Origin of the sequence: Pseudomonas sp. ACM7 (genome assembly GCF_004136015.1) — a bacterium.
In the GTDB taxonomy this organism is placed as follows: Bacteria; Pseudomonadota; Gammaproteobacteria; order Pseudomonadales; family Pseudomonadaceae; genus Aquipseudomonas; species Aquipseudomonas frigoris.
The window spans coordinates 5,553,558-5,579,767 of sequence record NZ_CP024866.1 but is presented as its reverse complement, the minus strand read 5'-3'; the positions used below and the strand labels follow the sequence as shown (position 1 = coordinate 5,579,767).

Here is a 26,210-nt window from a genome sequence, read left to right as displayed (position 1 = left end):
ACTGGCTTATAACGTAGTGCGTCGAGAAGCCAGTCAGGCGGCTGTAGCTCATAAGCGGGCTCCCAGCGAGGTGAGTTTCAAGTTTGCCTGTCAGCACATCGCCAGCCATCTAGTGGTCATGGCCGGAGCGGTCTCGCCCTCACACACGCCAAGACGCCTGGACGAGCTTCGCGGCAGCATTGGTGTGCTCTTCATAGTAAAACGCCCCAGGCCTGCGAGGCCTAGGGCGGTGAAGATGTCTAAAACCCGGTATCCGGTTAACCGCAAGGCTGCTCCGCTTAAGTGAACAGCATTGCGCTCAGTGAGCGGCGTTTTTTGTGGGTTCTGCAGGAGTAACGAATAGGCACTCTTTCAGAGCTTGGCGATCGAGACTTCGGTGGATTTGACGAAGGCAATCACCTCGCTCCCCACTTTCAATTCAAGATCGCGCACTGAACGGGTGGTAATCACCGAGGTGACGATGCCGGAGGCGGTTTGCACATCGATTTCGGAGACCACTTCGCCTGTCACAATTTCCTTGATGACACCCTTGAACTGGTTGCGGACGTTGATCGCTTTGATGGTCATGATGAGGCTTCCTGTCTGATGTCGAATACATCCGCACGGATGTGCAGGCCTTCAAAATGAACCTCCCGAATCAATATTAAAAGGAATATATATTGATTTGTTTATTCATAAATAGAATATCAAAGCCGATATCCGCTCCCTGAAAATCATCTACCACAGCGCCACGGTGTAGCTGACAATCAGGCGATTCTCATCCAGGTCATTACCGAAGTTCGAGCGCGCTGACGCGTTACGCCATTTGAGGCCGAGCCCTTTCAACGAACCGTCCTGCACCACGTAAGCGATATCGGTGTTGCGCTCCCATTCCTTGCCTTCACCCGGCGCAGTGCGTTGCACATTGTCGCCAGAGATGTAGCGCGTCATGAAGGTCAATCCCGGCACACCGAGTGCGGCAAAGTTGTAGTCGTAACGCGCCTGCCAGGAATGTTCGTCGATGTTGGCAAAGTCACCGATCTGCACGAAGTTGACCAGGTACGGATCGCTGCGCCCGATATACGGAAACGGATCGTCGCCGCTCATGCGCTGATAGCCAAAGCCCAACGCATGGCCACCCAGGCTATAGGTGAACATCGCACCGAAGGCCTGGTTATCGATATCTCGAAAGTTGCCGTCTTCGGTGCTGCGCGCATAGCGTACGTCGCTCTTGAGCGACTGGCCGGCGCCCAGGTCCAGCAAGTGCACAAGCCCGAGGTAATTTTGCTGGTAGATGTTTTCCAGCTGGCCGTAGCGGTACTGCGCGGTCAGGTTCGGCAGGAACTGATAGTCGGCCCCGGCAAATTGAAACTTGTCACTCTTCCCGCCAATGCGGTTGGCGGTCATGTCCTGATAGTCGGTGGAGTCGACAAAATTGATCTGTGTAAGTTGACCGGCAGTGAGCTTCAAGCGATCGATTTCCTGCACGTTCACCAGGCCGCCCTTGAACGTTCCGGGCAGCAGGCGGGTATCGTTGGAATTCACCACCGGGTCCTTGATCTGCAACGTCCCGAACTTCAGGGTGCTGTTGGACACTGGACATCGTTTTCCAGACGGACCTGATCCGCCACGAAAGCGTGCGCAACCTTGAACTGGCGCACTATCCCATGCACTGGATCGCCGCCAGCAACTCGATCTACGCCCGGCCTTATGCCTCGCTCGCCGAGATGGCCGGCGAGCGCATCATCACCTTCGTCAAACACTCACGACCGCATCAGGATGTGCTCAACCTGCTGCACGCCCATGGCATCGGCGCACCGCGCGTCAGTTGCGTCAACTCGGTGTCGGCCATGACCCGGCTGATTCGTGACGGCTTCGGTATCGGTGCGTTGCCGGCGGCACTGGTGGCCAAACCCCTGGCCAGCGGCGAGTTGATCCAGCTGGATCCCGGCAGCCGCTTGCCGCAACTGGATGTCGTGGCCTCGTGGCGTGCCGGGGTCGGGCTGGAGCTGATCGAGAATATTGTCGAGATGAGCCGCCAGGTGGTCTGCCAATACGCTGCGGATGTGGGTCCGTTACTCATGGTGGCGGCGCCGGGCCTCGACAGCCGACTGCCCCCTGAATAACTTTTAGTTGTCTGGGGGCAACAAGATTCCTTGTTGGACGGCATCACCGTGGTTTTCTAAAAAGGGTCAAAGAACCTGCCGAGATGCCATGATGAATCAACCCGCCCCGTCCTTCGAACAACTGCAGCGCAGCACCCCTCTCGCCCTGCGCCAAAGCATCGCCGCCGGGCACTATCAGGGTCACACCAGCGGCCTTGGCCAAGGCCGGGTGCAAGCCAATATCGTGATTTTGCCCAGTGATTGGGCCAATGAATTCCTCAGGTATTGCACCCTCAATCGTCAGGCCTGCCCGTTGCTCGACATTACCGAGCCAGGCGATCCGTACTTTCGCAATCTCGGGACAGCCATTGATATTCGCCACGACGTGCCCCGCTACAGGGTCTATCGCCATGGCGAACTGAGCGATGAACCGCTGGATATCGAGCACCTTTGGCAGGATGACCTGGTGGCCTTCGCCATTGGCTGCTCGTTCTCCTTCGAACAACCGCTGCTGGATGCCGGCATCCCCCTCAAGCACATCGATCTGGGGCGTAATGTCTCCATGTACCAGACCAACATCGACACGCGCCCCACCGCTCGCCTCGGTGGCAAGCTGGTGGTGAGCATGCGGCCGATGAAAGCTGCTGCCGCCATCCAGGCCATTCAAATCACCGCACGCATGCCCAACGTCCACGGCGCTCCCGTGCACATCGGTGATCCGTCGCTGATCGGCATCCGCGCGCTCAACACCCCGAACTACGGCGATGCCGTCCCCATAGAAGCTGATGAAATACCGGTGTTCTGGGCCTGCGGTGTGACACCTCAATCGGTGGTGCAGGCCTCACGCCCGCCACTGTGCATCACCCATGCCCCCGGGTGCATGCTGGTGACGGATTTGTACAACAGTGCTTTGTAAAGGCGTGGGTGTGCTTGAGTTCAGGGGGGTGCCGGAACGAAAAAAAAGGCCGAAGCCGTAATGCCAATCAGTTAAGGAACGAAACAATCCGTAGCAGCTGGCGAAGCCTGCGTTCGACTGCGAAGCAGTCGTGAAATCAGACGATACGGTGTTTCAGGAAGACCGCAAACTCAGGTTTTACGACGGCTGCGCAGCCGAACGCAGGCTTCGCCAGCTGCTACGGATCGCGTTTTGGCTGTCGTTTTTTTACCTGGTGTATATGCAAAGTCGAAGCCTTGTAAAACCACTCAATGTAGTCAACGATGCAATCGGCCTTCGTCCCTTGTTTTGTGCCATGGACCCTGCCCCATTTCCTGAATGTTCAGGACTAAAGTTCGCGCACATTACCCACAAAAGACCTGATGACAGCAGAACCGACTATCCTTTCGGACAGTGAACGCTGCACTCTTGGCAAAAAGGGACGCCATGCCAGACCATGATCGCGCCATCGGCTCCAGACCCGGCATCACATCCGGTGATCGAACCTGTCTGATCAGGTCCGGGCTACCCTGGATGGCTTCAATTACGGCTTTCTGTCTTTTCACGGCAACTCCCGGATTCGGCCAGAACCTGCCAACCGCCGCGGGTGTCGAAAACGCCACGGTTACGGTGATTCAAGCGCAGGAAATCGTTTCCAGGGCCACCCTCGAAGCCGTTCGCTGGAGCGGCCCTGAATCCGGCCCGCAAGCCCTGCGGGGCAAGAGCATCGCCTTTGTCGCAGAAGATTTGCGTAACGGAGGAATTGTCGGTGTCGCGCAGGGCGCTCGCGAGGCAGCCAAGGCGATGGGCTGGACGCTGAAGATATTCGATGGCGCGGGATCATCGGCCGGGCGCGCCAAGGCCTTTTCCGATGCCCTGGCAGCGAAACCCGACGGCCTCATTCTGTGCGGCTCCGATGCCCTTGAGAACAATACGGCGCTGACCCTCTTCGCCAACAGGGATGTGCCAGTGGTTGGCTGGCACGCCGGGGCACGACCCGGGCCGATTGACGGCACGCCGGTGGCCATGAACGTCACGACCGACCCGCTCGAAGTGGCTCGCCTCACGGCCATGGCGGCAGTGGCACAGTCAAACGGACAGGCCGGCGTGGTCATCCTCACCGACTCCAAGTACAGCATCGCCATGGCGAAAGCCAAGGCCATGGAAAACGTCATTCGGGCCTGTCGGGAATGTACGTTGCTGGAAGTGCGCGATGTCGCGATCTCCGAAAGTGGCGAGAAGATGCCGGCGATCACCAAGGAGCTGCTTCAGCGCTATGGCAAGCGCTGGACCCACACGCTGGCCATCAACGATATCTATTTCGACTACTCGATCGCCTCATTGACCAACGCCGCAATACCCAGCGACGGCATCAGTCTGTTGTCTGCCGGTGATGGCAGCGCTTCGGCTTTCTTGCGCATACAGGCAAAAACCTACCAGACCGTCACCGTGGCCGAGCCGCTCAACCTGCATGGCTGGCAAGTGATGGATGAATTGAACCGGCTGTTTGCAGGTCAGCCGGTGAGCGGCTTCGTCGCGCCGATTCACCTGGTCAATGCCGACAATATCGCCTTCGACGGCGGGAAGAAATTCCAGTACGACCCTGACAATGGCTATCGAGACATCTATCGCCACCAATGGAATCCCTGAGATTGGACGTTATTTCCCGGCTCGGACGCCAGCTATTGCCGCAATCGCTACGCGCACAGTTCACACTGGCGTTTCTGACGCTGGCGCTACTGATTCTGGCGAGTGGTGCAACTGCGGTCTACGCCTTGCGCACGTCAAACAGCGCCACCCGCCATCTGACGGATGAACGACTGGTCCGCATGCAAGATGGGCAAGACATGCTGCAGCGTACGTTGCTGATCGAACGCCAGACCGATCAGCTTCTGACAACCCGCTCCCCCGACACCCTGCGTTCAAGCTATGCGGCGACCGTCGAACAGCTTGAAGCCCTTGATCAACTGGTGCAGCAGCTGACTGCCGCGAACAGTGGCGTGGCGATACTCGACATGCATCAGTCGAGTCAGATGTTCCGCAATACCGCCAACATCGTTGCGCAACTGCGAGAAAGCCTGCTGCAAACCGAGGTCACCTTCGAGCAAACCATGGAGGATCACACCACCCGGTTAACCGCGCCTCAGACCCGGGCCAGCCTGGAACTGGCGATGTTACTTTTCGATCTGCCGCAGGCTGTTGACAGTGATGCCGTGCAACGGCTGCAGATCCGCTATGAGCGCCTGTCACGCACCGCAGGCAAGTTACCCGACGCTGATGTGGAGACGCCCGATCTCTTCTCCCTGCGCCTGAGGCTCATCAATCAGCACAGCGTCATACGGCGCTTCAATGAGGAACTGAAGAATGAGGCCGGGGTTCTGGTCGCGGTGGCCCGTGCGCAATCCAGTGCTTACACCGAAGACTATCGCGAAGCCCTGCAGCGCCTGGTCGAGGCCTCAAATCGTAGCCAGCAATGGGTGCTGATCATGTTGGGGGTCAGCCTGGTGTTCGCCTGGTTCGTGACCCGGGTTTTCATGGGCCGTCATGTGCTCGTGCGTCTGAATGAAATAAGCCGGCAATTGCGTCAGGAACACACTGACAAAACGCATTTGATGATGGCGGAACATGGGAAGGACGAGATCGGCAACATGGCTCGCGCGGTGAATCAATTCCTCGAAGACCGACTTCAGCTGGAAAAAAGAACGGTCCAATTGAGTATCGCCACAGAGCGGCTCGCCCTGCAAAACAGCCGATTAGAGCAAGAAGCCGTCATCCGTGCCGGACAACGTCATGTACTGGAACTGATCGCCAGGAGCACCGAGCTTGCAGAAGTCCTCGACAGCCTGGCTCACCTGGTGGAGTCCCAACTGAAGGGGATGATGGTGTCCATCCTGGTGCTGGATGAGGATGGCAAGCACCTGCTGCACGGGGCTGCCCCCAGTTTGCCGAAAGCCTATAACCAGCTCATTGACGGGATTGCAATCGGTCCGAACGTCGGTTCATGTGGCACCGCGGTGTATCGACGAGAACCGGTCATCGTCACGGATATCGAGCTGGATCCGCTGTGGGAGGAGTACCGTTCAGCCGCTGCGCCCTATGGATTTCGCGCCTGCTGGTCGACGCCGATTCTGTCCCATGAGCGAAAGGTATTGGGTACGTTTGCCTTGTATTCCAACACCGTACGCAGCCCCAGCTCGGCCGAGACGCGACTGATCGACATGGCGACACCGCTTGCCGGCATTGCGATAGAACGCCAACTGACCGAAAAGCGCATTCGCTATATGGGCGACCATGACGCACTGACCGGGCTGCCGAATCGCACACTGCTCGAAGACCGTCTCAAGCAGGCAATACTTTATGCTCAGCGCTACAGCCGCCTGGTGACGGTGGTGTTTCTCGATCTGGACAAATTCAAACTGGTGAATGACAGCCTTGGGCACAGCGCTGGAGACGAACTGCTGAAAACCGTCGCCCAGCGCATGCTGGAGTGTGTACGCCGCACCGACACCGTCGTGCGACTGGGTGGCGACGAGTTTGTGATCATCCTGTTCGACCAGCCCTCAGACCTCGACGGCGTTACTCCAGCCCTGCACAAAATCCAGGAAGCCATCCTGCGGCCGATTCAGCTCAGCGGACATACACTCCACGTCACCTGCAGCATGGGGTTGGCCACCTACCCTGCCGACGGCAGCGATACCGACACGTTGCTCAGCAACGCGGACGCCGCCATGTACCGGGCCAAGGAGCTGGGTCGCAACAGTTATCAGTTCTATACGAGCGAGATGAATAACAAGGTTCAGGGCAAGCTCGCCATGCAAGACGGGCTTCGAAACGCACTCAACCATGACGAGTTCCTGCTGCTGTACCAGCCACAGGTGGATTTGCAGTCAGGTCAGATTATCGGCGTAGAGGCACTGATCCGCTGGCGGCACCCCGAACTCGGCATCGTGTCTCCAATCAAATTCATTCCGCAGGCCGAAGAGACCGGGTTGATCGTGCCCATCGGCGACTGGGTGGTCCATACCGCGTGCAGACAGAACAAGGCCTGGCAGGACGCGGGCTGGCCCCCGATCACCATGTCGGTGAATATTTCAGCACGCCAGTTCATCGAAAGGGACCTGATCGATCGGGTGAGGCATGCCTTGCAAGAAACTGGACTGGACCCGATGTACCTTGAGCTGGAGCTGACCGAAAGTCTGATCATGCAAGACCTTCAGCAAGCCATCAGCAAAATGAAGGAACTGCAATCTATGGGGATCAGTCTCTCGATCGACGACTTCGGCACCGGCTACTCCAGCCTCGCCGCATTGAAAAGCTTCCCGATCGCGAGACTCAAGATCGACCAGTCTTTCGTGCGCGATCTGCCCGACAACGAGAACGACAAAGCCATCGCCACCGCAGTGATTTCGTTGGGGCACAAACTGAACCTCAAGGTCATTGCCGAAGGTGTTGAAACCGAAGAGCAGCAAACCTTTTTGCGTGAAAACGGCTGCGATGAAATTCAGGGCCACTTTTTCAGCAAAGCGGTCAGCGCAGAGGAAATCAGTGTGTTACTGCGTACGCCCCGGTTGCCTCAACCGAGCCGCATTGCGAGCCCTGACTCGGTAAGGCGAAAACGCGATGTAAAACGCCCACGCAGTCCAATGCCCGGGCATTAATACTGCGCAGGGCCCATACCCAATCTTTCAACAGTAAAGTCGCGACGTTACCGATCGGCGACAGCCCGCATAGCTGCCGTTAGTGACGGGCAGCTATCGGCCACTAGGGACTGTGTCTACCATTCACGACTGGCAGCAATCGGCTGTGTCAGATACACAGTTAGCCTGATCGAGAGCTACGCTAATGCCTAGTGAGGCCCCGTCCATCCAAATCAGCAGTGGCGCACGAACATGGTTTTCTCTTTACTGATGGCGTTGGTATTAGCGTTCCTGATTGGCTGGGTTTCGCAGCGTATGGGTATGTGTCTTGTCAAAGCGAGCGAACAATTGCTGGCGGGGCGCCCGACGTTGTTTGTGGCACTGACATCGTGTGGATTGTTCGGGTTGATGCTGGCCCCGCTCTATCGTTTCTCCGAGGTCAGCCTGCCGCTGTACTCGCCTGGTATTTCCTATCCTTCACTGGTTTCGGGAGGCTTGTTGTTCGGGGTGGCATCGGTGCTGAACAACGGTTGCAGCGTAGGCACGCTAACCAAGTTTGCCTGTGGCAATTTCAATAAACTGTTCACGATGATCGGTTGGGTCCTGGGGATCGTGCTCTGGTATTACATGCGCATGATGCCCGAACAGAAGACCATTCTGATGCCGGAAATTTCCAGCCGCCATTACTGGCTGTTGATCGGTGTAGTGGCGCTGGTGCTGATATTTTTGGTCGGCATACATGGTAATAAACACCTGGTGCTCTCCAGTATGCTGCTGGGTGCGTTGACGAGTGCGCTCTATACGTTCGAGCCGTTATGGACACCTAGTGTGTTCTTTTACAATGTTTCGCAGATGTTCTGGCAAGCCGATATGGCAATCAGCGCCCGGCGTATTGCGGTGTTTGTTATGTTGCTGGCAGGCATGCTGAGTTTTACCCTGTACAGGAAAACGTTCCGTTTCGAGGCCTTTACCCCATCAAAGGCTGGCGTTCATTTGTTGGCGGGTATTTTGATGGGGATTGGGGCTTCGATGATGCTCGGCGGTAACGACTCGCAAATACTGTTGGTGTTTCCAACACTGGGCGTTGCTTCAAGCATTCCACTGGTGTCGATTGCCACAGGCATTCTGGTGTCATTGTGGTGCAAAAAACGCGGTACGAGTTGAACACCCTCAAGATGGTTCCAGAGGTGTGCCGTATTTTTTGTGTAACAGCCAATCCAACTGAAGTGATTCTCGCTGAGACGGAACAAGGGCGAGCGATCCTGGGCGTAGTGGATGGCTTCTGTGCCAATGACGTTGAAGGCTATGAAGACATCCTGTGGCGCAAGAACTTGTTGCGGCAGATTGGCTACAAGCTGTGAATTGCAGAGCGAGCATTTCGTGGGAAAGGGACTGGTTTGACTTCGTCTGGCTGAACATCTGCAAAGTGTCGATTGGAACTGGTCGCTGACAGCCGCTTTCGACTCAATATAGACGGTGACGACAGACAGAAAACGGCCACTAGCCGACACCGATACAGCGATCAAGCAATAACGTTACACACCTTCCGGCACTGATACTTTTTCAACTAGCTGCATCCAGTTCGTCCTCCAGTGGGTAGTACAGGTAGTAGCCATAGCTGCTGAACTGATCACCTTTCTGGAGAGCTTTGCATGAACGCTAAACGAGTCCTGGGCATTGTCAGTACTACGCTTGCTGCGACCTGCTTGTTGGTCACAGTCCCAGCTGCCTATGCCCAAACAGATCTGCCCGACAGCATCAAGGTCCCTGACGGTCACAAGGTCGCGCTGGAGACCGTGGGCGTGGGCGAAATCACGTATGAGTGTCGCGACAAAGCGAACGCCGCTGGCCAGACTGAATGGTTTTTTGTCGGGCCTAAAGCGGTCTTGAATGATCGCAGCAGCAAACAGGTCGGTACCTACTTCGGGTCGCCTGCCACCTGGCAAGCCAAAGACGGCTCTAAAATCACCGGGGCGCAACTGGCGGTTGCACCCTCAGGTACTGGTGACCTCCCTTATCAGTTGGTCAAGGCCAACTACGCCTCTAACACCTCATTATCGGGCAAAGCGCCCTACGCACATGCGCAAAAACCTACCTGCCCCCACCACCCAAGCCAGCGCAACGATCCGAAGAGACATGTTTTGTCTTCAGTGAAAAGGAACTGGTCCTGCTGAGCACTCATCAAATGGCCGCCCGCAGAAATAGTTGTACAAAAAAATTTACTTGTACAGCATGCACCCTATTCTTTAAAAAGCTGTACAAGATGCTTCGAGCCGTACAAGAAAAAAAGGGGGGTGATTTCCATGGTCGACACCACAGACACCGGCAAAATCGGGATCAGCACCTCATCCAAGCGAGGTGACCCATTTGGCATAGCGAATTGCCCAGGGCAGACTCTCAACGTCGCCAGAAGACACCAGCGGACGCTGAATTCGACCAAGAATCTGCCGGCAGTGGAGACGCAACGTGTCTGACTTCCTGCGATGTTTCGCCAACGACTTCGCGGCGCTGGACGCCAGCAATTTGCACAAACTTAAGGAGCTGTACAGTCACGATGTGCGCTTCAGTGATCCGCTACATGAGATCCAAGGCCTAACAGCGCTGCAAGATTATTTTACAGAGCTATACGCCAACGTCAGCGAGCTAGGTTTCACGTTTGACGGCTACGACCAGGTGCAAGACGGCATCGGTTACCTACGCTGGACCATGCATTATCACCATCCTCGCCTGCGCCGTGGCCAACTGATAGAGGTTGTTGGCTGCTCGTACCTGCTGTGGCGCGAGAAGGTGTACCACCATCGCGACTACTTCGATGCCGGCGCTCTGCTCTATGAGCACCTGCCGTTAATGGGGACCGCGATTGGCTGGCTAAAAGGGAGATTGGCATGAAACGCATCTGGCTCACCGGCGCCAGTAGCGGCATCGGCGCCGCCTTGGCGGAGATTCTACTGACACAAGGCCATTTCGTGGCCGTCAGCGCCCGCAATGTACAGGTCCTGGGAAAACTGCACATAGGTCACCCACAACAGGTACTTCTTCCGCCGGGCGACCTGACCGAGCCACGCGAAGTTCGAGCCATGGGCGAGCGGATCGAGCAGGTATGAGGCCACTTGGATCAGGTCATCCTAAACGCTGGCACCTGCGAATACTTGGACGTTGGCAACTTCGAAGCCAACATGATTGAGCGCGTGATGCGGGCCAATTTGTTTTCCGCGGCCTATTGCGTGGAAGCAGCCCTACCGCTGTTGCGCAAGGCGCAGCGACCGCATCTGGTGGCGGTGTGTAGCTCGGTTACCTACCTGCCATTACCGTGCGCCGAGGCTTATGGCGGCTCCAAAGCGGCTATGCGTTACCTCTTTCAATCGCTGCGCATCGACTTGGCACACGAGGGTGTCGACGTCACCGTTGTCAGCCCGGGCTTCGTCGATACGCCGCTCACGCAACAGAACGACTTCCCAATGCCTATGCGTTGGCCGGTCAACAAGGCTGCTGTCTATATCACTACTCGGCTGGAAAGACGACCGCTAGAAATCGCATTTCCCGGGCCATTTATCGCCGCCCTACGCGTATTAGCGATATTGCCTCAACGCCTGCAACTGACGCTGGGCAAACTCATGGCGCGTCCCGCCACAGAAGAGTCCTCATGAAAATAGCCATCATCGGTAGCGGTATTTTCCGGTCTGACCTGCGCCTACCTGCTCAACCGTCAGCACGATGTCATGGTGTTCGAGGCGAGTGACTGGATCGGCGGCCACACCCATACTGTTGACGTTGAAGTAAAGGGCGAACGCTATGCCATCGATACTGGTTTCATCGTCTTCAACGACTGGACCTATCCCAACTTCATCCGTCTGCTGGATCAACTCGGCGTGGCCTCGCAGCCCACCGAGATGAGTTTCTCAGTTCAGGATCCGCGCAGCGGCACCGAATACAACGGCAACAACCTCAACAGCCTGTATGCCCAGCGGCGCAACCTACTCTCACCCAGCTTCTGGGGCATGCTACGCGACATCTTGCGCTTCAACCGCGAAGCCTTGCGTGACCTGCGCGAACACCGCATAACCGCCGACACCACCCTCGGAGCCTACCTGCGGCAAAACGGCTACGGTCTGCGTTTTATCGAACATTACATAGTCCCTATGGGGTCGGCGATCTGGTCGATGTCACTGGGCGATATGCAAGGTTTTCCGCTTCAGTTCTTCGTGCGCTTCTGTAAAAATCACGGGCTCCTGTCGGCTACCCATCGGCCGCAGTGGCGTGTGGTCAGCGGCGGCTCGCGCAGTTATGTAGCGCCGCTGAGCGCCGGCTTTGTCGAGCGTATCCGCCTCAACTGTCCGGTGTATCGTGTGGTACGTGACATGGCAGGAGTGAACCTGCACAGCTCCGCCGGCAACGAGCGCTTTGACACCGTGGTGTTCGCCTGTCACAGCGACCAGGCATTACGCCTGCTGGCGGCTCCCAGCCAAGCCGAGCGGGGAGATACTCGGCGCACTGCGTTACGCCGAGAACGACGTGGTGCTGCACACCGACACCCGTCTGCTGCCGAACCGCCGCCTAGCCTGGGCAAGCTGGAATTACCGCCTCGGCGGCTCAGCCCAGCAACCGGCCACTGTCACCTACAACATGAATATCCTGCAAGGGTTCCAGAGCGACACCACCTTCTGCGTTAGCCTAAACCAGACCGCGGCCATTGACCCGAGCAAAATCCTCGACCACTTCCGCTACGCCCATCCGCAATACAGCCAAGCTGGATTGGTCGCCCAGGCACGCTGGCAAGAACTACAGGGTGCTCAACACAGCTACTACTGCGGCGCCTACTGGGCTAACGGCTTCCATGAGGACGGAGTGGTGAGCGCCTTGCGCGTGGCGGCTGCTTTCGGAGAACAACTGTGAACAGCGCGCTGTATCGCGGCTGGGTCAGCCACCGTCGGCTGCTGCCGCGCGCCCATGGGTTTCGTTACCATATGGGTATGCTCTACCTGGATCTTGCGGAACAACCGCAGGTGCTGGGCTTATCGTGGCTGGCCGGACATTCGCGCTGGGCCGCCTTCGCCTTCCGCGAAACCGACTACCTGCCGCACGCCACGCATCAGGGTATGACGCTGAGCGATGCCGTACGCCAGCGCGTGGAGCAAGCCCTCGGGCACGCCCCGCAGGGACGAATCTGTCTGCTCACCCAGCCGCGTAGCTGGGGGCTTTCCTTTAACCCGATCAGTCTTTTTTACTGCTTCGAAACGGACGGCAGCTTGGCTGCAATTCTCTGCGAAGTCAGTAACACCCCTTCGCGAGAGCGTTACCACTACGTACTGCCGACCCATGCGACCGGTGAGTCACGCCATAGGGTCGCCAAGAGCTTTCACGTCTCGCCCTTCCTGCCTCGCGATCTGGAGTACCGCATGCATTTCTCTGCTCCCGACCAAAAGCTGCACGTGACCATGCAGGACTGGCAGGGCGAGCAAAAAATGTTTGAGGCTGGCCTGGGCTTGGAGCGCATCGAACTGACGCGCCAAAGCCGGGGCACGACCGCAGCCCTTCGGCCTAAAGGCATGAGCGAGCGGGGCCAGTTGTTGTTGAACGCAGGGCTGTTCCAACTCGGCTGGTTCGCCTGCGTGTTTGGTGCGCAACGGCCATGGCTGCTGCTGATTGCAATCGCCTGCCTAGCTATACACCTGCTTTGGATTGCCAACGGCCTTAATGAGTGGCGCAGTCTGTTACGGGTGGCAGCCTGCGGTTGGGTCCTGGACAGTGTCCTATTGCACCTCGGGCTGTTCTACTTTTCCGGTGCCGCTACTTTTCTGCCGCTGTGGCTGGCAATGCTATGGCTGCTTTTCGCCAGCACTTTGCGTCACAGCCTGAGCTGGACGAAACGGCCTTGGTGGATGGGCAGCCTACTAGGGGCCTTAGGCTGTCCGCTCTCCTATTTGGGAGGCGCTAAGCTAGCAGGCGTGGGTCTGCCGCTAGGTGTTTGGCCCAGCGTTCTGCTACTCGCATTGATATGGGCGATGTTGATGCCGGCGCTGCACTGGATGACCGGACAGCATGCACGTTGACTCAAGACTGCTTGCGGAAGAACAAGGTGATCTGGCCTACCTCCACCCCGAACTTGGTCATGAACGAGCGATTGATCATGGTGTTCTTGTCTAATAGGTACATCCAGTCGTCTAAGTGAACCTGATACTCCTTGCCATCCACCGGTAGGTTCAGCACATATTTCCAGCGCAGTGTATTGCCTGCCACCTCACCACGCGCCTCGCCCACCACGTCGCCAGCGGTTCCGCGCCATTGACTAGGGCCAGCGGGGGTTAGAGTCCAAACCCGTTTTTGCTTGGTACCGTCGCTGTAAGTGAATGATTCGTCGAGGATCAGCCTATTGCCTTCGGTGTGGCCATTGATCTCAACGTGGAAGCGCTTGGTTACCTCGCCTGAACGCTTTTGAAACATACCCCAGGCTTCGACCCGGCCCTCGAAGAATTCGCGCAACTCAAGCGTGGGCGTCTCCTGGCTGTAAGTGTGCACATCCACCCGGCTGCAACTTGTAAGGCCAATGCATAGCAGCAGCATCCATATCTTCAACATGCGAATTTCCTCAACGGACTCAGGGTTTAACTGCACCCAGCAATTGGGCGCGCAGCTCCGGGTTGCGTGTTCGGGGGTCAAGCCAGATCGCAAAAAAGGCTTTGGCGAACGCATCATCCCTCACCACATGTTGTAGGTTCTCGCCAACGTAAAAACGTGCGCCCTCTCCAGGAATATAGACTCCGGTGATGCGGTCACCGGCGCGCACATCGACAAACGCCTGCTGCATCTCCCACTCCCAGCGGGCCATCAACTCTGAATTCAGGGAGTTGGGCGACAAGCGACGGATTTCCTTGATGCTGGCCTCAACCAGATCATCGCGACTAATGGCACGACTGTAGGTCAGCTCTAGCGCAAAAGGCACATCTGCACCCAGTGGTTCTCCGGCAATCAGGCGTGGGCTCCATAACTGCGCGCTGTAGATGGAGAAACCGAATACGCGCATCTCCCCGCTACCCAACCGACGAGAATCGGGTAACGCCTCGCGCCAATCAGCAAATAGTTCAGCACTCTGGAGCATCAGCACAAGACAGATAAGGTGGCGGATTAAGCGGTCCGTCTGCATGGTCATGCAAAGACCTCGATAGGACTCAATGGACACCTTTAAAAGTTATACTAAATAATTATTTTGTACAGCTCTTAAACTGGCCTTATCCCCCACCAAAACGGACAACAATGTCTTGTTCAAATGATGCAATTGCCAAGCGCCTGAACTCCCTCGGCAAGCGATAATTGAAAGCGTTGTGCAGACGCTGCTCGTTGTAGTGTTCGAAAGCAATTGTCAGGTTACGCAGCGCCGTTTCTCGACCCGGCTTGGGCATGCGCTGTTTTGACGAGGCGACTTCTTTATTACTGTCTTGCGGGACATCAGAGGCTGCTGGCTGGCTCAGATTTAAACTTGGTATCGATCGCGGTCAGTCATGACAGGCGGAAATCGGCCAGAAACAGACCATCAACGCCCTAGTGTCGCTTGGGACTCTTCAAAATAATGCCGTAACAATGGCACACCTCGCTAATAGCCAGCGTAGACACCTACTCGCCCATAAAACCCCTCTTGAAAAGCGCGATAAATAGCTAGCTATTTGTTGACGATAGTCTGAAGTATTCATTTGAATTTTCAGATTCTTCCACCCCACCGCCTATGCCTAACATCGGCTCCACAGCGAACCAGCCTCGGCAGCGCTTAGTGGGACCCATCAGGCAGAGACCCGGCTCAAAAATCTTGTGCCGTTGCTGGCCCTTGATCGCCGACTGGCTTTGTCGAAGTGTTTTTGCAGTAGGCCTAGGGATTTTTGAGGATCACCGATGAAGCTGGAAATCTTCCGCACGCTGTGGGGTTACACCGCCAGCAAGGCCCAAGCGCTCGAAGAGCTGCTGCAGGCGGGTTTTGATGGAATGGAAGCACGTCTGCCACTGGACGCCCGTGAACGGGCTGAGTTCTCCGCCTTTCTCCAGGCCAATCGCCTGGGTTACATCAGCACAGTCTTCACGGCGTACGATGTGCTGCCGGAGCAGTCGGCGACCCCTGCCGTTCACCTCATTGACCTCGATCAGAAACTTGCATGGGCCGCCGAGCTCGGCCCACGTTTTGTCAACGTACTGGCGGGCAATGATCGCTGGTCGTTGCCACAACAAGTGGAGTTCTTCGGTCAGGCACTGGAACTGGCGCGCAAGCACGGTCAGGTCTGCAGTTTCGAAACTCACCGCTCGCGCTCGCTGTTCAACCCCTGGGTGACCCTGGAGTTGATCCGGCAACTACCCGATCTGTTGTTCACCAGTGACATCAGCCATTGGGTCGTGACCTGCGAGCGTCTGTTGAATGACCCGGCCGATGATCTGAGCGCTTTCATCGAGCGGGTTCACCATATCCAGGCACGGGTCGGTTACGACCAAGGCCCGCAGGTTCCGCACCCGGCGGCTCCCGAATATGCAAAAGAACTGGCTTTCCATCAGCAGCACTGGGAAAGCATCTGGCGCTCGCAGCAAGCCAGCGGTTACCAGGTCAGCACCCTGACCCCGGAATTCGGCGCCGACGGCTACCTGCATCATTTGCCCTTCACCAATGTCCCGGTCGCCGACCTGTGGTCATTGAACGTGTGGATGGGCCAGACCGAGCGCGAACACTTCAAGCGTTTCCACCACTCAAGCAATCCTTAGGGAGCCGATGCGTCATGCCTGACAATAAAAACAACAGCGCCAGCACTGACACAAACAAAGCCAACTTCAATAGCATCCCGGTGGTCAATATCGCCGGTCTGTTCAGCTTCGAACTGGAACACCGCTTGGCCGTGGCCGAACAATTGGGGCGCGCCGCCCGCGAAGTCGGGTTCCTCTATATCACCAATCACGGTATCGACCCGCAACTGATCGCCAACCTGCGCAAGGCTGCCAAGGACTTTTTCGACCAGCCCTTCGACACCAAGATGCGGCACTACATCGGCACCTCGCAAACCCACAAGGGCTTTGTACCCGAAGGTGAAGAGGTCTATTCCAAAGGCAAGCCGGACCACAAGGAAGCCTTCGACGTCGGCTTCGAAGTCCCGGCCGATGACCCGCTGGTGCTGGCCAACACCCCGTTGCTGGGGCCCAACGACTGGCCGCAGCTGCCGGATTTCAAGGCGTCGGTGCAGGCCTACTATGAAGCGATCTTCGCCTTGGGCCGGCGCCTGTTCGGCGGCTTTGCCCTGACCCTGGGCCTGGAAGAAAACTATTTCGACAGCCTGGTCACCCGACCGCCGTCCAAGCTGCGCTTGATCCACTACCCCTTCGACGGTGCCGCCCATGACGCACCGGGTCTTGGCGCCCATACTGATTATGAGTGCTTCACCATCCTCCTGGCCGACAAACCAGGCCTTGAGGTGATGAACAACCTTGGACAATGGGTCGATGCACCACCGATTGCCGATGCCTTTGTGGTCAACATCGGCGACATGCTGGAAGTGATGACGGCAGGCGCATTCGTTGCCACTGCGCACCGGGTGCGGAGCGTGAAGGAGGAGCGTTATTCCTTTCCTCTGTTTTATGCCTGCGACTATCACACCCAGATCAAACCACTGCCCGGGTTCGCCCAGGGAGGCAACGACTACGAAGAAATCACGATCGGCGAACACATGTATGGCCAGGCACTGCAGACCTATCAGTATCTGCGCCAGAGGGTGGCCAATGGGGACGTTCAACTGCCAGGCAAGGCACGCAAGCCCGCCAGTTTCGGACATTTGAAAAATCAGGCTCAACCGTCCTGATTGAAGTTTTCAGTTACCCCTTACCTACGCCGGAGTCAGTAAAAAATGAAAAACAATAAAAAAAGCCTGTTGAGCTTGGCTGTATTGGCAGCCGGTATGCTCGGTGCCTCGGTGAGCATGGCCGCATCAGACACGTTCAAGGTCGGCATGGAAATCACCTACCCGCCCTTCGAGTCCTATGACAAAGACAAAAACGTGGTGGGTTCGGACCCGGAACTGGCAACGGCCCTGGCCAAGCACATGAACGCCAAGGTGGAGTTCGTCGACACCAAGTTCCCGAGCCTGATCCTGGGCCTGAACTCCGCCAAATACGACGCGGTCTTTTCCGGCATGTACATCACACCGGAGCGCCAGACTCAGGCCCAAACCATCGCCTATGCCATCACCGGTGCCGCGGTCATGGTGCCCAAGGGCAGCGAGATCAATGCGAAAAAACCTGAAGACCTGTGCGGCTTGAAACTGGGCCTGGAACAGGGCACCACCTGGGTCAAGGAATTCAAAAAGCTCTCCGATGAGTACTGCGTGCCGAACAACAAAGGCGCCATCACCGTCAGCGAGTACCCCTCGGCGCCCGAAGTGACCCAGGCCCTGTTGTCCAAGAACATTCAGGCCCAGGTTGAAATCGCTGGCGCTGCAAAAATGATCGCGGAAAAGACCAATGGCCGGGTAGTGATCACCACGGAAAACCCGATCTATCAGCAAACCCTGGGTATCTTCGTCAAAAAAGGTAACGACGAAACATTCCAGGCCGTGCAAAAAGCCTTCGAGGAGACCAAAAAGAGCGGTGAATACGCCTCTATTCTTAAGAAATATGGCTTGGAAGAACCGACTGCCAACTAAGAACGTGTCCTTGTAGTCTGGTCATCTGCCGCCCCTGCACCGGGGCGGCAGATTGAGGTGCCCTATGCAATTCGATTGGTCGTATTTCCTCTCCCTGTTCTCCCTGCCGGACTTCTGGAAGGCCTGCGTCACGGTGGTCCAGCTCAGTGCTCTGGCCTGGTTCCTCGGCATGCTGCTGGGCTTTGGCCTGGCCACGGCGAAGTTGTCCCAGTCGCCCTTACTGCGCATTCCCGCGGCGGTCTACATCTGGTTCTTCCGCAGCATCCCGTTGCTGGTGCTGGTGGTCTTCGTCTACAACTTGCCGCAATTGTTTCCCGGTAGCGGACCGATCCTGTCAAACCCCTTCTACTCTGGCTTGCTTGCCCTGGTGGTCACGGAAGCGGCTTACATGGCGGAGATCCACCGTGGTGGCCTGATCTCCGTGGCCAAGGGCCAGAAGGAAGCAGGCCGCGCGCTGGGTGTCGGCCTGTTCGGCATGCAGCGCTTGATCGTGATCCCCCAGGCTTTCCGTATCTCGCTGCCTACGTTGATCAATGAATACATCACGGTGGTCAAGCTGACGTCGCTGGTCTCGGTCATCTCCCTGACCGAAATCCTCACGGTCGGCCAACGCCTCTATGCCACCAACTTCCTGGTCATGGAAACCCTGGCTGCGGTGGGCGTGTACTACGTGCTGATCGTCACCGTGTTCGGCTTTTTCCTGCAGCGTCTGGAGCGCTACCTGGACCTGAACTTCCGCAAGCCGCATACACTCGATGCCGCCGCCGTGGTCAAGCTCAAGGCCATCGCCGAAGCCTTGCCCGACAATGCGCGCAAAGCCGCGGGCACCAACGCGACGCCAATCCTGCAACTGAAGAACATCCAGAAGAGCTATGGCACGCACCAAGTGCTGATGGGTATCGATCTGAATGTCGAATACGGCCAGGTGATCTCGATCATTGGCCCATCCGGTTCCGGCAAAACTTCGCTGATCCGCACGGTCAACGGTCTGGAAAGCATCGATACAGGCGACATTCTGTTGTTCGGTGAAAAATTCATCGAAGCTTCGGACAAGCCCAACAGCGCCCGTCTGCGCAAAGGCGTGCGGCACATTGGCATGGTGTTCCAGAACTTCAATCTGTTCCCGCACCGCACCATTCTCGACAACGTCACGCTGGCGCCGCGTTACCACGGCATCCCGGGCGAGCTGAGCGAGCACCGTGCTTATGCGCTGCTGGACAAGGTCGGCCTGCTCGCCCACGCCCACAAGTACCCGCACCAGCTCTCCGGCGGACAGCAACAGCGCGTGGCGATCGCTCGTGCTTTGGCCATGGAGCCGGACATCATGCTGTTCGACGAGCCTACGTCAGCGCTCGATCCAGAGCTGGTGGGCGATGTGCTGAACGTCATACGCGACCTTGCCAGTGAAGGCATGACCATGATTATCGTCACCCACGAAATGGACTTTGCCATGTCGATATCCGACCGGGTCGTCTTCATGGAGAACGGTAATATCCAACTGGATGCTGCACCTGAAACCATACGCTGCGATGCCGAAGGAGAGAGAGTGCGGCGCTTTATGGGAATCAGTACTCGATCGCCAAACCTGCCTGTCACTGCGAATCATGCGTGAGCATGGGTGCTGCAGTAGGCAACCACTTTCTTTGAGCTTCCTTCTTTCAGGAAAACACGCATGAATCTTGGAATAGCAGGACGCTGGGCGCTGGTGTGCGCGGCCAGCAAAGGCCTGGGTAAAGCCTGCGCACAGGCACTCGTCAGCGAAGGCGTGAACGTGGTGATCACCGCCCGAGGCGAACAGACGCTGAATGAAACTGCCCGTCAGCTCAGAGCGATCAATCCTGAAGTGACTGTCATCGCCGTAGCCGGAGACATTTCGACGCCTGAGGGTCGCACGGCAGCCCTGGCGGCCCATGAGCATTTCGATATTTTGATCAACAACGCTGGAGGCCCTCCTCCCGGGGATTTCCGCGAATGGAACCGCGACGCCTGGCTCAAGGCGCTGGATACCAACATGCTCACCCCTATCGAGTTGATCAAGGCAACGGTAGACGGTATGGCGACACGCGGATTTGGCCGAATCATCAACATCACGTCGAGTGCCGTGAAGTCCCCTATCGAAAGCCTGGGTCTTTCCAATGGCGCGCGCAGTGGTCTGACGGGATTTATCGCAGGGCTTGCCCGGCAAGAAAACATCGCCAGTCGGAATGTGACGATCAACAACCTGCAACCGGGCTCATTCGACACCGATCGACTGCGTGACAACCTGGTCGCTGCTGCCCAAGAGTCGGGGCAAGACAGTGAGGCATTCCTAGGCGAATGCCGAAGCGAAATTCCTGCTAAACGCTTCGGCTCACCCGAGGAGTTCGGCGCTCTGTGCGCTTTCGTTTGCAGCAGTCATGCGGGCTACCTGACCGGGCAGAACTTGTTGATTGATGGAGGGGCCATTCGCTCCAGCCGATAAAGACGGCAGGCGCAAGTGGAGCGGATGGCATAGGGGCTTTCGCCATTCGCCTCCGGTGTACGACGTGGTGGATTGTGCGGGTGCTATATCTGTTTAAGTCGTGAGTCGCGTTTGCAAATCCGATGCCCCGCAGCAACTTTTAAACCACCGCTATCTATCCGTGAATGAAGCACCCCATCGGTTACAGCCAGCCTTTGAGGTGCAATTCATCAAGCCATCAAGAGCGCCCTACGGAACCTGTGACCGGTAGATTCCCCAGCAAGTTAAGCCCGGTACTTTTCACGAAAGCGTCATAGTCCATCGGTCTCTCGATACGGGTTTCAGCGTTGGGTAGTACGTAGGCCCAGGCACGCTTGGACGATGCGTCGTAAACCAGCTTGAACAGGCGGGTCGGCACCCAGACCTTGTTGTCGCCGATGGTGGTGTGGCCTGAGTCAAAGAGCGGGCCGGTAAAGACAAACACATTGCCATCGGCTCGCTTGGCAAATTTTCTGACATCCGCCTCGACCTTGCTCCAGATCTTCCGGTTGTTGGTGGGGTCTTGCGGCACCATGTTCGACAGCGCAAAGGATTGGGCCATTGCATTGGGGTTCGGTGCATCGGCTGCCGGGGATTGATGGCCACGGTCCACGGCCGGATGCTGGCTACGGTAGTCGCTCAACTCTGCCCGTCCACTCTTGGGGATGCGTGGGTCCGGGTAGAACTGGTTGGTGCGCTCCTCCCCCTTGGCATCCTGCAGCTGGGCTGCATTAAGGCGTTCGACCACTACCAGCGGCGTCCTACTGGTTTGCGAGTACAGCACCGCGAAGTTGTCAGAGCACAGGGCCAAGGGTTTCATGGTTGCAGGCACAGTGGCCATGTTGATCGGTTTCGCTGCTGGGAACAGATCTGCGCAGCCGTCAAACGATGCCTGTTTCTGTTTGTTTGAATAGAGTTCCAGGGCCGCGTTCTGGCTGATCGAGCCCGAGTGGGACGTTTGTTCCTGATGCTGGGTGGGCGGTTTGAGGAGATCCAGCAGACTGCGGGCTTCTGCCCCGGTCGAGAGCAAAACAAGGGCCGACAGCCCAACTGCAATTTTGCGTAGGTGCATGCTTTTAATCTTCGAATTGGATTGAGGGGTGAACGTACGGCGAGTCCCGATTCATGGAACCAGGTGGAGGCGGTTGCTGATTATCTTGCGGCGAGCATGCTTTCACTGTCCTTGATCAAAATGCCGATGTGGAGCCGGTCGGCTCCGAGTAGTACGACCGCTGACGGTCGTGCGGGATTTATTGACCATGACAAGTCACATAAGTGCTGGGCAGCGTTTACATTCTACTGGCCAATGCCTAAGCAGGCTCGTTAACTGGCGCGAAACGTTGTGCGTACTCCTTTGGACTCACCCCCATGCGTCGCACGAAGGCTTTTCTCAGCACGTCGACACTGTGGTAGCCGCATCGGCGCGCAACCTCCTCCATCGATCGCCTTCCCAGCTCTATTTGCCGACAGGCCGCTTCGACCCGGGCGTCCTCGACGTACTTCGCAGGCGTTGTCTTGAATTCCCTCTGAAACATGCGAATCAAGGTCCTCACACTTGTGGCGAGCCTGTCTGCAAGTATCTCGACCGTAAGCTCCGAAGCCACTTATGAAGAAATTTTGGGGCAGTCGATCTCTGTACATCAACCCGGCTAGTTTTTCCCGAGGATGGTCGACGGCCCTGAGCAGGATGCCGGGCCGCGGGCGATCAGAGAATCCAGTTCGGCGATTTTCCCGCCCTCAGTCTCAGCTAAGTTTCGGCCCGTAGCCTCTCCTGTACGCACTTAAAGCACTTGCTCAGGAGAGACAATCCACATGAATCCGACCGTAGCCGGCTGGCTCAACAAAGTCCCCGAGGTCACGCTGTCGTTCTGGGTGATCAAGATCATGTCCACGACCGTGGGCGAAACCGGCGCGGACTTTCTCGCCGTCGATGCCGGCTTCGGTGCCGGCTGGACTAGTATCGGCATGGCCGCGCTGCTGGCGATCGCATTGTTCTACCAACTGCGCACCAAGGCCTACACACCCTGGATCTACTGGCTGACCGTGGTGCTGGTGAGCATCGTCGGGACGCAGATCACCGACATTCTGACCGACATGCTCGACGTCAGCCTGTACACCAGCACGGCGGTGTTTTCCGTGTTGCTGGCGATCAACTTTCTGGTCTGGTATCGGATGGAACACAACTTGTCGATCCGCGAGATCGTCACGCTCCGGCGCGAGCTGTTCTATTGGGCGACCGTGCTCTGCACGTTTGCCCTTGGCACGGCAGCGGGCGATCTGGCCACCGAAGCGCTGGGCCTGGGCTTCACCGTGGGCGCCATGATTTTCGGCGTGTTGATCGCCGCCACCCTGGTGGCCTGGCACTTGGGCGGCAACGTGGTGCTGACCTTCTGGATCGCCTACATCCTGACCCGCCCGTTCGGCGCGTCCCTCGGCGACTTGCTGACCCAGGCCAAAACCTATGGCGGCCTCGGCATGGGCGCCACCTGGACCAGCGCACTGTTCCTCTGCGTCATCGTCATTCTGGTTACCGTGGCGCAAATAAGCGTCGGCAATCGTAAAGCCATCACTCAATAACTCATTCAAAAAGGCATTAAGGAATCACTATGTACCGCGTTCAAAACCTCATTCGTCACGTTTGCATCGTCTCGGCTATTTTCATGCTGAGCATCGCCACCGGTTGCTCGAAACCCGCCGACAAACCCAAGGCGGGTACGACCTCGGCAGTCGAGATGACTCAGAACTCGGCCTCGAAACTGGGCGACTTGTCCGAGTTTCGCAACATCGCCGCCGACGTCGTCGGCCTGGTCGACAAAAACGACCTGCCCGCCGCCAAAGCCCGAATCAAGGACCTGGAAACCTCCTGGGACTCGGCAGAAGCCGGCATCAAGCCCCGCGCCGCGAGCGATTGGCACGTGGTGGACAAAGCCATCGACCGCGCGCTCGACGCCTTGCGCGCCAACAAGCCGCAGCAGAGCGACTGCAAGGCGATGATGGTTGAATTGTTGAAGGCTTTCGATTCGATGAAAGCAAAGCAGTAAACGCACACAGATGCTTCAATACAGGCGCTAGGGTCATGACCCTCGCGCCTTTTTTTACCGGAGCGGGACATGCGGATACTGTTGGTCGAAGACGACCCGATGATTGGCGATGCAATCCACGGTGCGCTGAACGACGCCAGTTACGCCGCCGATTGGGTGAAGAACGGGCTCACCGCCCTGGCGGCCCTGGAAACTCAACACTACGACCTGGTGCTGCTCGACCTCGGCCTGCCCGGTAAGGACGGCCTCGACGTGCTGACCCGGATTCGCGCCAACAACAACCCCGTGCCGTTGCTGATCATCACCGCTCGGGACAGCCTCGATGATCGACTGCGCGGCCTCGATGGTGGCGCCGACGATTACCTGCTCAAACCGTTCGAGATGGCCGAGTTGCTGGCGCGGATGCGCGCGGTTTTAAGGCGCAAGGGCGGCAGCGCGCTGTCCGTGCTCGACAACGGCGTGGTGTCGCTGGATCTCGTCTCCAAAGAAGCCTCGACCGCGGAGCATCCCGGCGTCCAGCTCTCGGCCCGCGAGTTCGCCCTGCTACAAGCGCTGTTGATTCGGCCGGGGGCGATCCTCTCGCGCAGCGAACTCGAAGACCGGCTCTATGGCTGGGGCAATGAAGTGGAAAGCAACGCCGTGGAGTTTTTGATCCATGCACTGCGGCGCAAGTTGGGCAGCCAAGTCATCAAGAACGTCAGGGGTGTGGGATGGATGGTTTCAAAAAACGCTTGAGTGAATCAGTACAACTCAGGCTGTCCGTCACCCTGTCGCTGGCGATCCTGATTGTCGCGCTGGTGGCCGGGATCTTTGCGTTCATTTCCGCATTCGATGAAGCCCACGAGATGCAGGACGCCACGTTGCGCCAGGTCGCCGTGCTGTTTGACCGGCAACACATGACGCTCAAGTATCCCGAGGGCAAAGGCATTGCCGGCGACGATGAGGAATCCAGGCTGATGATTCAGTACCTGGCCGATGGCAGCAGCGCCTCCGGAACCGATGATGACGTCACACCACTGCCCTTCCCGACGACGCTGGCCGATGGCTTGTCCACGGTGAATGTCGGCGGCGAAGCGTTTCGGGTGCTGGTCCGGACCACCGCCCGTGGCGAACGCATTGCCGTTGCCCAGGAAACCGGTGCCCGTAACAAGGACGCCCGCGAAAGTGCCTGGCGCAGCCTGCTGCCGTTTCTGATTTTATTTCCGGTGCTGTTGCTGGTGGTCAGCGACCTGGTGCGCAAGCTGTTTCGGCCCATCGCCACACTGTCGTCGGAAATCGATCAGCGCGCCGAACAGGAACTGCACCCGATTGACGAAAGCCATCTACCCACCGAAATCCGGCCTTTCGTGGTGGCGATCAATCGCTTGCTCGCACGCGTGGCGAACGCCATGGAAACCCAGCGCCGCTTCGTCGCCGATGCGGCCCACGAACTTCGCTCGCCGCTGACGGCCCTCTCCTTGCAAGCCGAACGCCTGGCCGCCGCGGAGATGTCGGCCGTGGCCCACGAGCGCCTGGTGCCACTGCGCCGAGGCATCGAGCGCGGTAGAAACCTGATTGATCAACTGCTGACCCTGGCCAAGGTGCAATCCGACACCCGGGAGCCGACGTCGCCGGTTTCGGTGCATGACGTCTATCGACGGGTGCTGGAAGATCTGCTGCCGCTGGCCGACCTCAAACGCCTGGACATCGGTGTTGAGGGTGAACAGGACGTGCGGGTGCTGATCAATGAGATGGATTTGATGACGCTGGTCAAAAACCTGGTGGACAACGCGATTCGCTATACACCGCAGGGTGGCCGGATTGATCTTTCAGTGGTCATGGATAACGGCGCGGCGCTGCTGCAGATCAAGGACTCGGGGCCAGGGATCACGATTGAGGAGCGAGCGCGGGTGTTTGATCCGTTTTATCGCAGCCTGGGGACCGATGAGGCTGGGTCCGGATTGGGGTTGTCCATTGTTCAGGCGATAGCCGATCGCACGGGGGCACAGATACGATTGAGCTTCTCGGACGAGAATCAAAAAAGCGGGTTATGTGTCTCGGTATCACTGAAAACAAATAAGCACTGAAACCCTATTCTAAAGCGTACCTCGGCAGATGCATGAAGCGCACGTTGACCGAAGCCAAAGCCCTGCTGCTGACATTCAAGGCCTTAGTGGGCATCTCGGAAAATGAAAACTGCGCCCGTCGCAGTCACTTCGCACCGCTGGACCTGAACCTGATCAGCGCCGATGCCGCCGAACGCTATTAGCCGTTGGTCGAGGGACCCCGTATCCGCCTGACGCGCGATGAAAGCCAAATCCCGCCATCATCGTCGGGGACTCGCAGCTATTGGTTGATATATCCAACGTTGCTGTTCCTCGACGAAGCCACCTCTGGA

At 57.5% G+C, this 26,210-nt stretch carries 21 protein-coding genes and 8 pseudogenes; 23 read left to right on the top strand and 6 right to left on the bottom strand.

Annotated elements, in window-relative coordinates; all coding sequences use genetic code 11:
• Positions 1-286, top strand: a pseudogene (locus tag CUN63_RS26625) (IS4 family transposase); the annotation flags it as partial.
• Between the two features lie 65 nt (positions 287-351).
• On the opposite strand, the gene CUN63_RS26620 reads toward CUN63_RS26625, so the two are convergent.
• Complete coding sequence (locus tag CUN63_RS26620; RefSeq protein ID WP_008145745.1) at positions 352-567, bottom strand: molybdopterin-binding protein; 216 nt, start codon at positions 565-567, stop codon at positions 352-354.
• Positions 568-717: 150 nt separating this feature from the next.
• Positions 718-1,575, bottom strand: a pseudogene (locus tag CUN63_RS26615) (OprD family outer membrane porin); the annotation flags it as partial.
• On the opposite strand from CUN63_RS26615, the pseudogene CUN63_RS26610 reads away from it, so the two are divergent.
• The 12 genes and pseudogenes from CUN63_RS26610 to CUN63_RS26555 all read left to right on the top strand — a co-directional run.
• Positions 1,575-2,105 (top strand): annotated as a pseudogene (locus CUN63_RS26610) (substrate-binding domain-containing protein); the annotation flags it as partial. The pseudogenes CUN63_RS26615 and CUN63_RS26610 overlap by 1 nt on opposite strands.
• A gap of 91 nt (positions 2,106-2,196) precedes the next feature.
• Complete coding sequence (locus CUN63_RS26605) at positions 2,197-3,000, top strand: putative hydro-lyase (RefSeq protein ID WP_129445169.1); 804 nt, start codon at positions 2,197-2,199, stop codon at positions 2,998-3,000.
• 648 nt (positions 3,001-3,648) lie between these two features.
• Positions 3,649-4,668 carry a substrate-binding domain-containing protein gene (locus tag CUN63_RS26600; protein ID WP_129445168.1) on the top strand — a complete coding sequence of 340 codons (1,020 nt, stop codon included), beginning with the start codon at positions 3,649-3,651 and terminating at the stop codon, positions 4,666-4,668.
• Positions 4,656-7,676 (top strand): EAL domain-containing protein, encoded by a 3,021-nt coding sequence (locus tag CUN63_RS26595; protein ID WP_129443802.1) that lies wholly within the window; start codon positions 4,656-4,658, stop codon positions 7,674-7,676. Before CUN63_RS26600 ends, CUN63_RS26595 begins: the two co-directional genes overlap by 13 nt.
• Positions 7,677-7,907: 231 nt before the next feature.
• The gene (locus CUN63_RS26590) at positions 7,908-8,819 is read left to right on the top strand and encodes a YeeE/YedE thiosulfate transporter family protein (RefSeq protein WP_129443800.1); all 912 of its coding nucleotides are present in this window, start codon (positions 7,908-7,910) and stop codon (positions 8,817-8,819) included.
• Positions 8,816-9,016, top strand: a pseudogene (locus tag CUN63_RS26585) (adenosine-specific kinase); the annotation flags it as partial. The gene CUN63_RS26590 and the pseudogene CUN63_RS26585, both read left to right, overlap by 4 nt.
• A 291-nt stretch (positions 9,017-9,307) precedes the next feature.
• A complete protein-coding gene (locus CUN63_RS26580; RefSeq protein WP_306108937.1) occupies positions 9,308-9,829 on the top strand; it encodes a DUF3455 domain-containing protein in 522 nt (173 codons plus the stop codon).
• 292 nt (positions 9,830-10,121) lie between these two features.
• Entirely contained in the window at positions 10,122-10,544 is a 423-nt protein-coding gene (locus CUN63_RS26575) for a nuclear transport factor 2 family protein (protein ID WP_129443798.1), read from the top strand.
• Positions 10,541-11,302 (top strand): annotated as a pseudogene (locus tag CUN63_RS26570) (SDR family NAD(P)-dependent oxidoreductase). Before CUN63_RS26575 ends, CUN63_RS26570 begins: the two are co-directional and overlap by 4 nt.
• Positions 11,299-12,548 (top strand): annotated as a pseudogene (locus CUN63_RS26565) (NAD(P)/FAD-dependent oxidoreductase). Before CUN63_RS26570 ends, CUN63_RS26565 begins: the two co-directional pseudogenes overlap by 4 nt.
• Positions 12,545-13,168, top strand: a pseudogene (locus CUN63_RS26560) (DUF1365 domain-containing protein); the annotation flags it as partial. The pseudogenes CUN63_RS26565 and CUN63_RS26560, both read left to right, overlap by 4 nt.
• 33 nt (positions 13,169-13,201) lie before the next feature.
• Positions 13,202-13,705, top strand: a complete 504-nt coding sequence (locus CUN63_RS26555; protein WP_129445167.1) for a DUF2878 domain-containing protein — start codon at positions 13,202-13,204, stop codon at positions 13,703-13,705.
• Position 13,706: 1 nt separating this feature from the next.
• Here the strand turns inward: CUN63_RS26555 and CUN63_RS26550 are convergent, their stop codons facing one another.
• Positions 13,707-14,231: a DUF3833 domain-containing protein gene (locus CUN63_RS26550; RefSeq protein WP_129443797.1), complete on the bottom strand. Its 525-nt coding sequence runs from the start codon at positions 14,229-14,231 to the stop codon at positions 13,707-13,709.
• Between the two features lie 19 nt (positions 14,232-14,250).
• Positions 14,251-14,802, bottom strand: a complete 552-nt coding sequence (locus CUN63_RS26545) for a chalcone isomerase family protein (protein WP_129443795.1) — start codon at positions 14,800-14,802, stop codon at positions 14,251-14,253.
• A 734-nt stretch (positions 14,803-15,536) separates the two neighbouring features.
• Here CUN63_RS26545 and CUN63_RS26540 point away from each other — a divergent pair.
• From CUN63_RS26540 to CUN63_RS26520, 5 genes are all read left to right on the top strand, one after another.
• Entirely contained in the window at positions 15,537-16,388 is an 852-nt protein-coding gene (locus tag CUN63_RS26540; RefSeq protein ID WP_129443793.1) for a sugar phosphate isomerase/epimerase, read from the top strand.
• 14 nt (positions 16,389-16,402) lie between these two features.
• The gene (locus CUN63_RS26535) at positions 16,403-17,473 is read left to right on the top strand and encodes an isopenicillin N synthase family oxygenase (RefSeq protein ID WP_129443791.1); all 1,071 of its coding nucleotides are present in this window, start codon (positions 16,403-16,405) and stop codon (positions 17,471-17,473) included.
• A gap of 45 nt (positions 17,474-17,518) precedes the next feature.
• The gene (locus CUN63_RS26530) at positions 17,519-18,313 is read left to right on the top strand and encodes an ABC transporter substrate-binding protein (RefSeq protein WP_129443789.1); all 795 of its coding nucleotides are present in this window, start codon (positions 17,519-17,521) and stop codon (positions 18,311-18,313) included.
• A gap of 64 nt (positions 18,314-18,377) precedes the next feature.
• Positions 18,378-19,925, top strand: coding sequence for an amino acid ABC transporter permease/ATP-binding protein (locus CUN63_RS26525; RefSeq protein ID WP_129443787.1), 1,548 nt, complete (start codon positions 18,378-18,380; stop codon positions 19,923-19,925).
• Positions 19,926-19,985: 60 nt separating this feature from the next.
• A complete protein-coding gene (locus tag CUN63_RS26520) occupies positions 19,986-20,774 on the top strand; it encodes an SDR family oxidoreductase (protein WP_129443785.1) in 789 nt (262 codons plus the stop codon).
• 217 nt (positions 20,775-20,991) lie between these two features.
• Here CUN63_RS26520 and CUN63_RS26515 read toward each other — a convergent pair whose 3' ends face one another.
• Together CUN63_RS26515 and CUN63_RS26510 are read right to left on the bottom strand one after the other, a co-directional pair.
• Entirely contained in the window at positions 20,992-21,864 is an 873-nt protein-coding gene (locus CUN63_RS26515) for a DNA/RNA non-specific endonuclease (RefSeq protein ID WP_129443783.1), read from the bottom strand.
• Between the two features lie 238 nt (positions 21,865-22,102).
• A pseudogene (locus CUN63_RS26510) lies at positions 22,103-22,390 on the bottom strand (helix-turn-helix domain-containing protein); the annotation flags it as partial.
• A gap of 214 nt (positions 22,391-22,604) precedes the next feature.
• On the opposite strand from CUN63_RS26510, the gene CUN63_RS26505 reads away from it, so the two are divergent.
• From CUN63_RS26505 to CUN63_RS26485, 5 genes are all read left to right on the top strand, one after another.
• The gene (locus CUN63_RS26505; RefSeq protein WP_129443781.1) at positions 22,605-23,369 is read left to right on the top strand and encodes a hypothetical protein; all 765 of its coding nucleotides are present in this window, start codon (positions 22,605-22,607) and stop codon (positions 23,367-23,369) included.
• A gap of 29 nt (positions 23,370-23,398) precedes the next feature.
• Positions 23,399-23,833 (top strand): hypothetical protein, encoded by a 435-nt coding sequence (locus CUN63_RS26500; protein ID WP_129443779.1) that lies wholly within the window; start codon positions 23,399-23,401, stop codon positions 23,831-23,833.
• A gap of 69 nt (positions 23,834-23,902) precedes the next feature.
• Entirely contained in the window at positions 23,903-24,568 is a 666-nt protein-coding gene (locus CUN63_RS26495) for a response regulator (RefSeq protein WP_129443777.1), read from the top strand.
• Positions 24,544-25,899, top strand: a complete 1,356-nt coding sequence (locus CUN63_RS26490; protein ID WP_129443775.1) for an ATP-binding protein — start codon at positions 24,544-24,546, stop codon at positions 25,897-25,899. Before CUN63_RS26495 ends, CUN63_RS26490 begins: the two co-directional genes overlap by 25 nt.
• Positions 25,900-25,931: 32 nt before the next feature.
• A complete protein-coding gene (locus CUN63_RS26485) occupies positions 25,932-26,081 on the top strand; it encodes a hypothetical protein (protein ID WP_178082677.1) in 150 nt (49 codons plus the stop codon).
• Positions 26,082-26,210: the final 129 nt, after the last annotated feature.

Coding starts and splice junctions, on each gene's coding strand:
- CUN63_RS26535 (WP_129443791.1), top strand. CDS start 16,403: ATGCCTGACAATAAAAACAACAGCGCCAGCACTGACACAAACAAAGCC.
- CUN63_RS26490 (WP_129443775.1), top strand. CDS start 24,544: ATGGATGGTTTCAAAAAACGCTTGAGTGAATCAGTACAACTCAGGCTG.
- CUN63_RS26530 (WP_129443789.1), top strand. CDS start 17,519: ATGAAAAACAATAAAAAAAGCCTGTTGAGCTTGGCTGTATTGGCAGCC.
- CUN63_RS26515 (WP_129443783.1), bottom strand. CDS start 21,864: ATGCACCTACGCAAAATTGCAGTTGGGCTGTCGGCCCTTGTTTTGCTC.
- CUN63_RS26555 (WP_129445167.1), top strand. CDS start 13,202: ATGAGCGAGCGGGGCCAGTTGTTGTTGAACGCAGGGCTGTTCCAACTC.
- CUN63_RS26500 (WP_129443779.1), top strand. CDS start 23,399: ATGTACCGCGTTCAAAACCTCATTCGTCACGTTTGCATCGTCTCGGCT.
- CUN63_RS26520 (WP_129443785.1), top strand. CDS start 19,986: ATGAATCTTGGAATAGCAGGACGCTGGGCGCTGGTGTGCGCGGCCAGC.
- CUN63_RS26545 (WP_129443795.1), bottom strand. CDS start 14,802: ATGACCATGCAGACGGACCGCTTAATCCGCCACCTTATCTGTCTTGTG.
- CUN63_RS26485 (WP_178082677.1), top strand. CDS start 25,932: ATGAAGCGCACGTTGACCGAAGCCAAAGCCCTGCTGCTGACATTCAAG.
- CUN63_RS26505 (WP_129443781.1), top strand. CDS start 22,605: ATGAATCCGACCGTAGCCGGCTGGCTCAACAAAGTCCCCGAGGTCACG.
- CUN63_RS26590 (WP_129443800.1), top strand. CDS start 7,908: ATGGTTTTCTCTTTACTGATGGCGTTGGTATTAGCGTTCCTGATTGGC.
- CUN63_RS26595 (WP_129443802.1), top strand. CDS start 4,656: ATGGAATCCCTGAGATTGGACGTTATTTCCCGGCTCGGACGCCAGCTA.
- CUN63_RS26605 (WP_129445169.1), top strand. CDS start 2,197: ATGAATCAACCCGCCCCGTCCTTCGAACAACTGCAGCGCAGCACCCCT.
- CUN63_RS26525 (WP_129443787.1), top strand. CDS start 18,378: ATGCAATTCGATTGGTCGTATTTCCTCTCCCTGTTCTCCCTGCCGGAC.
- CUN63_RS26550 (WP_129443797.1), bottom strand. CDS start 14,231: ATGTTGAAGATATGGATGCTGCTGCTATGCATTGGCCTTACAAGTTGC.
- CUN63_RS26495 (WP_129443777.1), top strand. CDS start 23,903: ATGCGGATACTGTTGGTCGAAGACGACCCGATGATTGGCGATGCAATC.
- CUN63_RS26620 (WP_008145745.1), bottom strand. CDS start 567: ATGACCATCAAAGCGATCAACGTCCGCAACCAGTTCAAGGGTGTCATC.
- CUN63_RS26540 (WP_129443793.1), top strand. CDS start 15,537: ATGAAGCTGGAAATCTTCCGCACGCTGTGGGGTTACACCGCCAGCAAG.
- CUN63_RS26580 (WP_306108937.1), top strand. CDS start 9,308: ATGAACGCTAAACGAGTCCTGGGCATTGTCAGTACTACGCTTGCTGCG.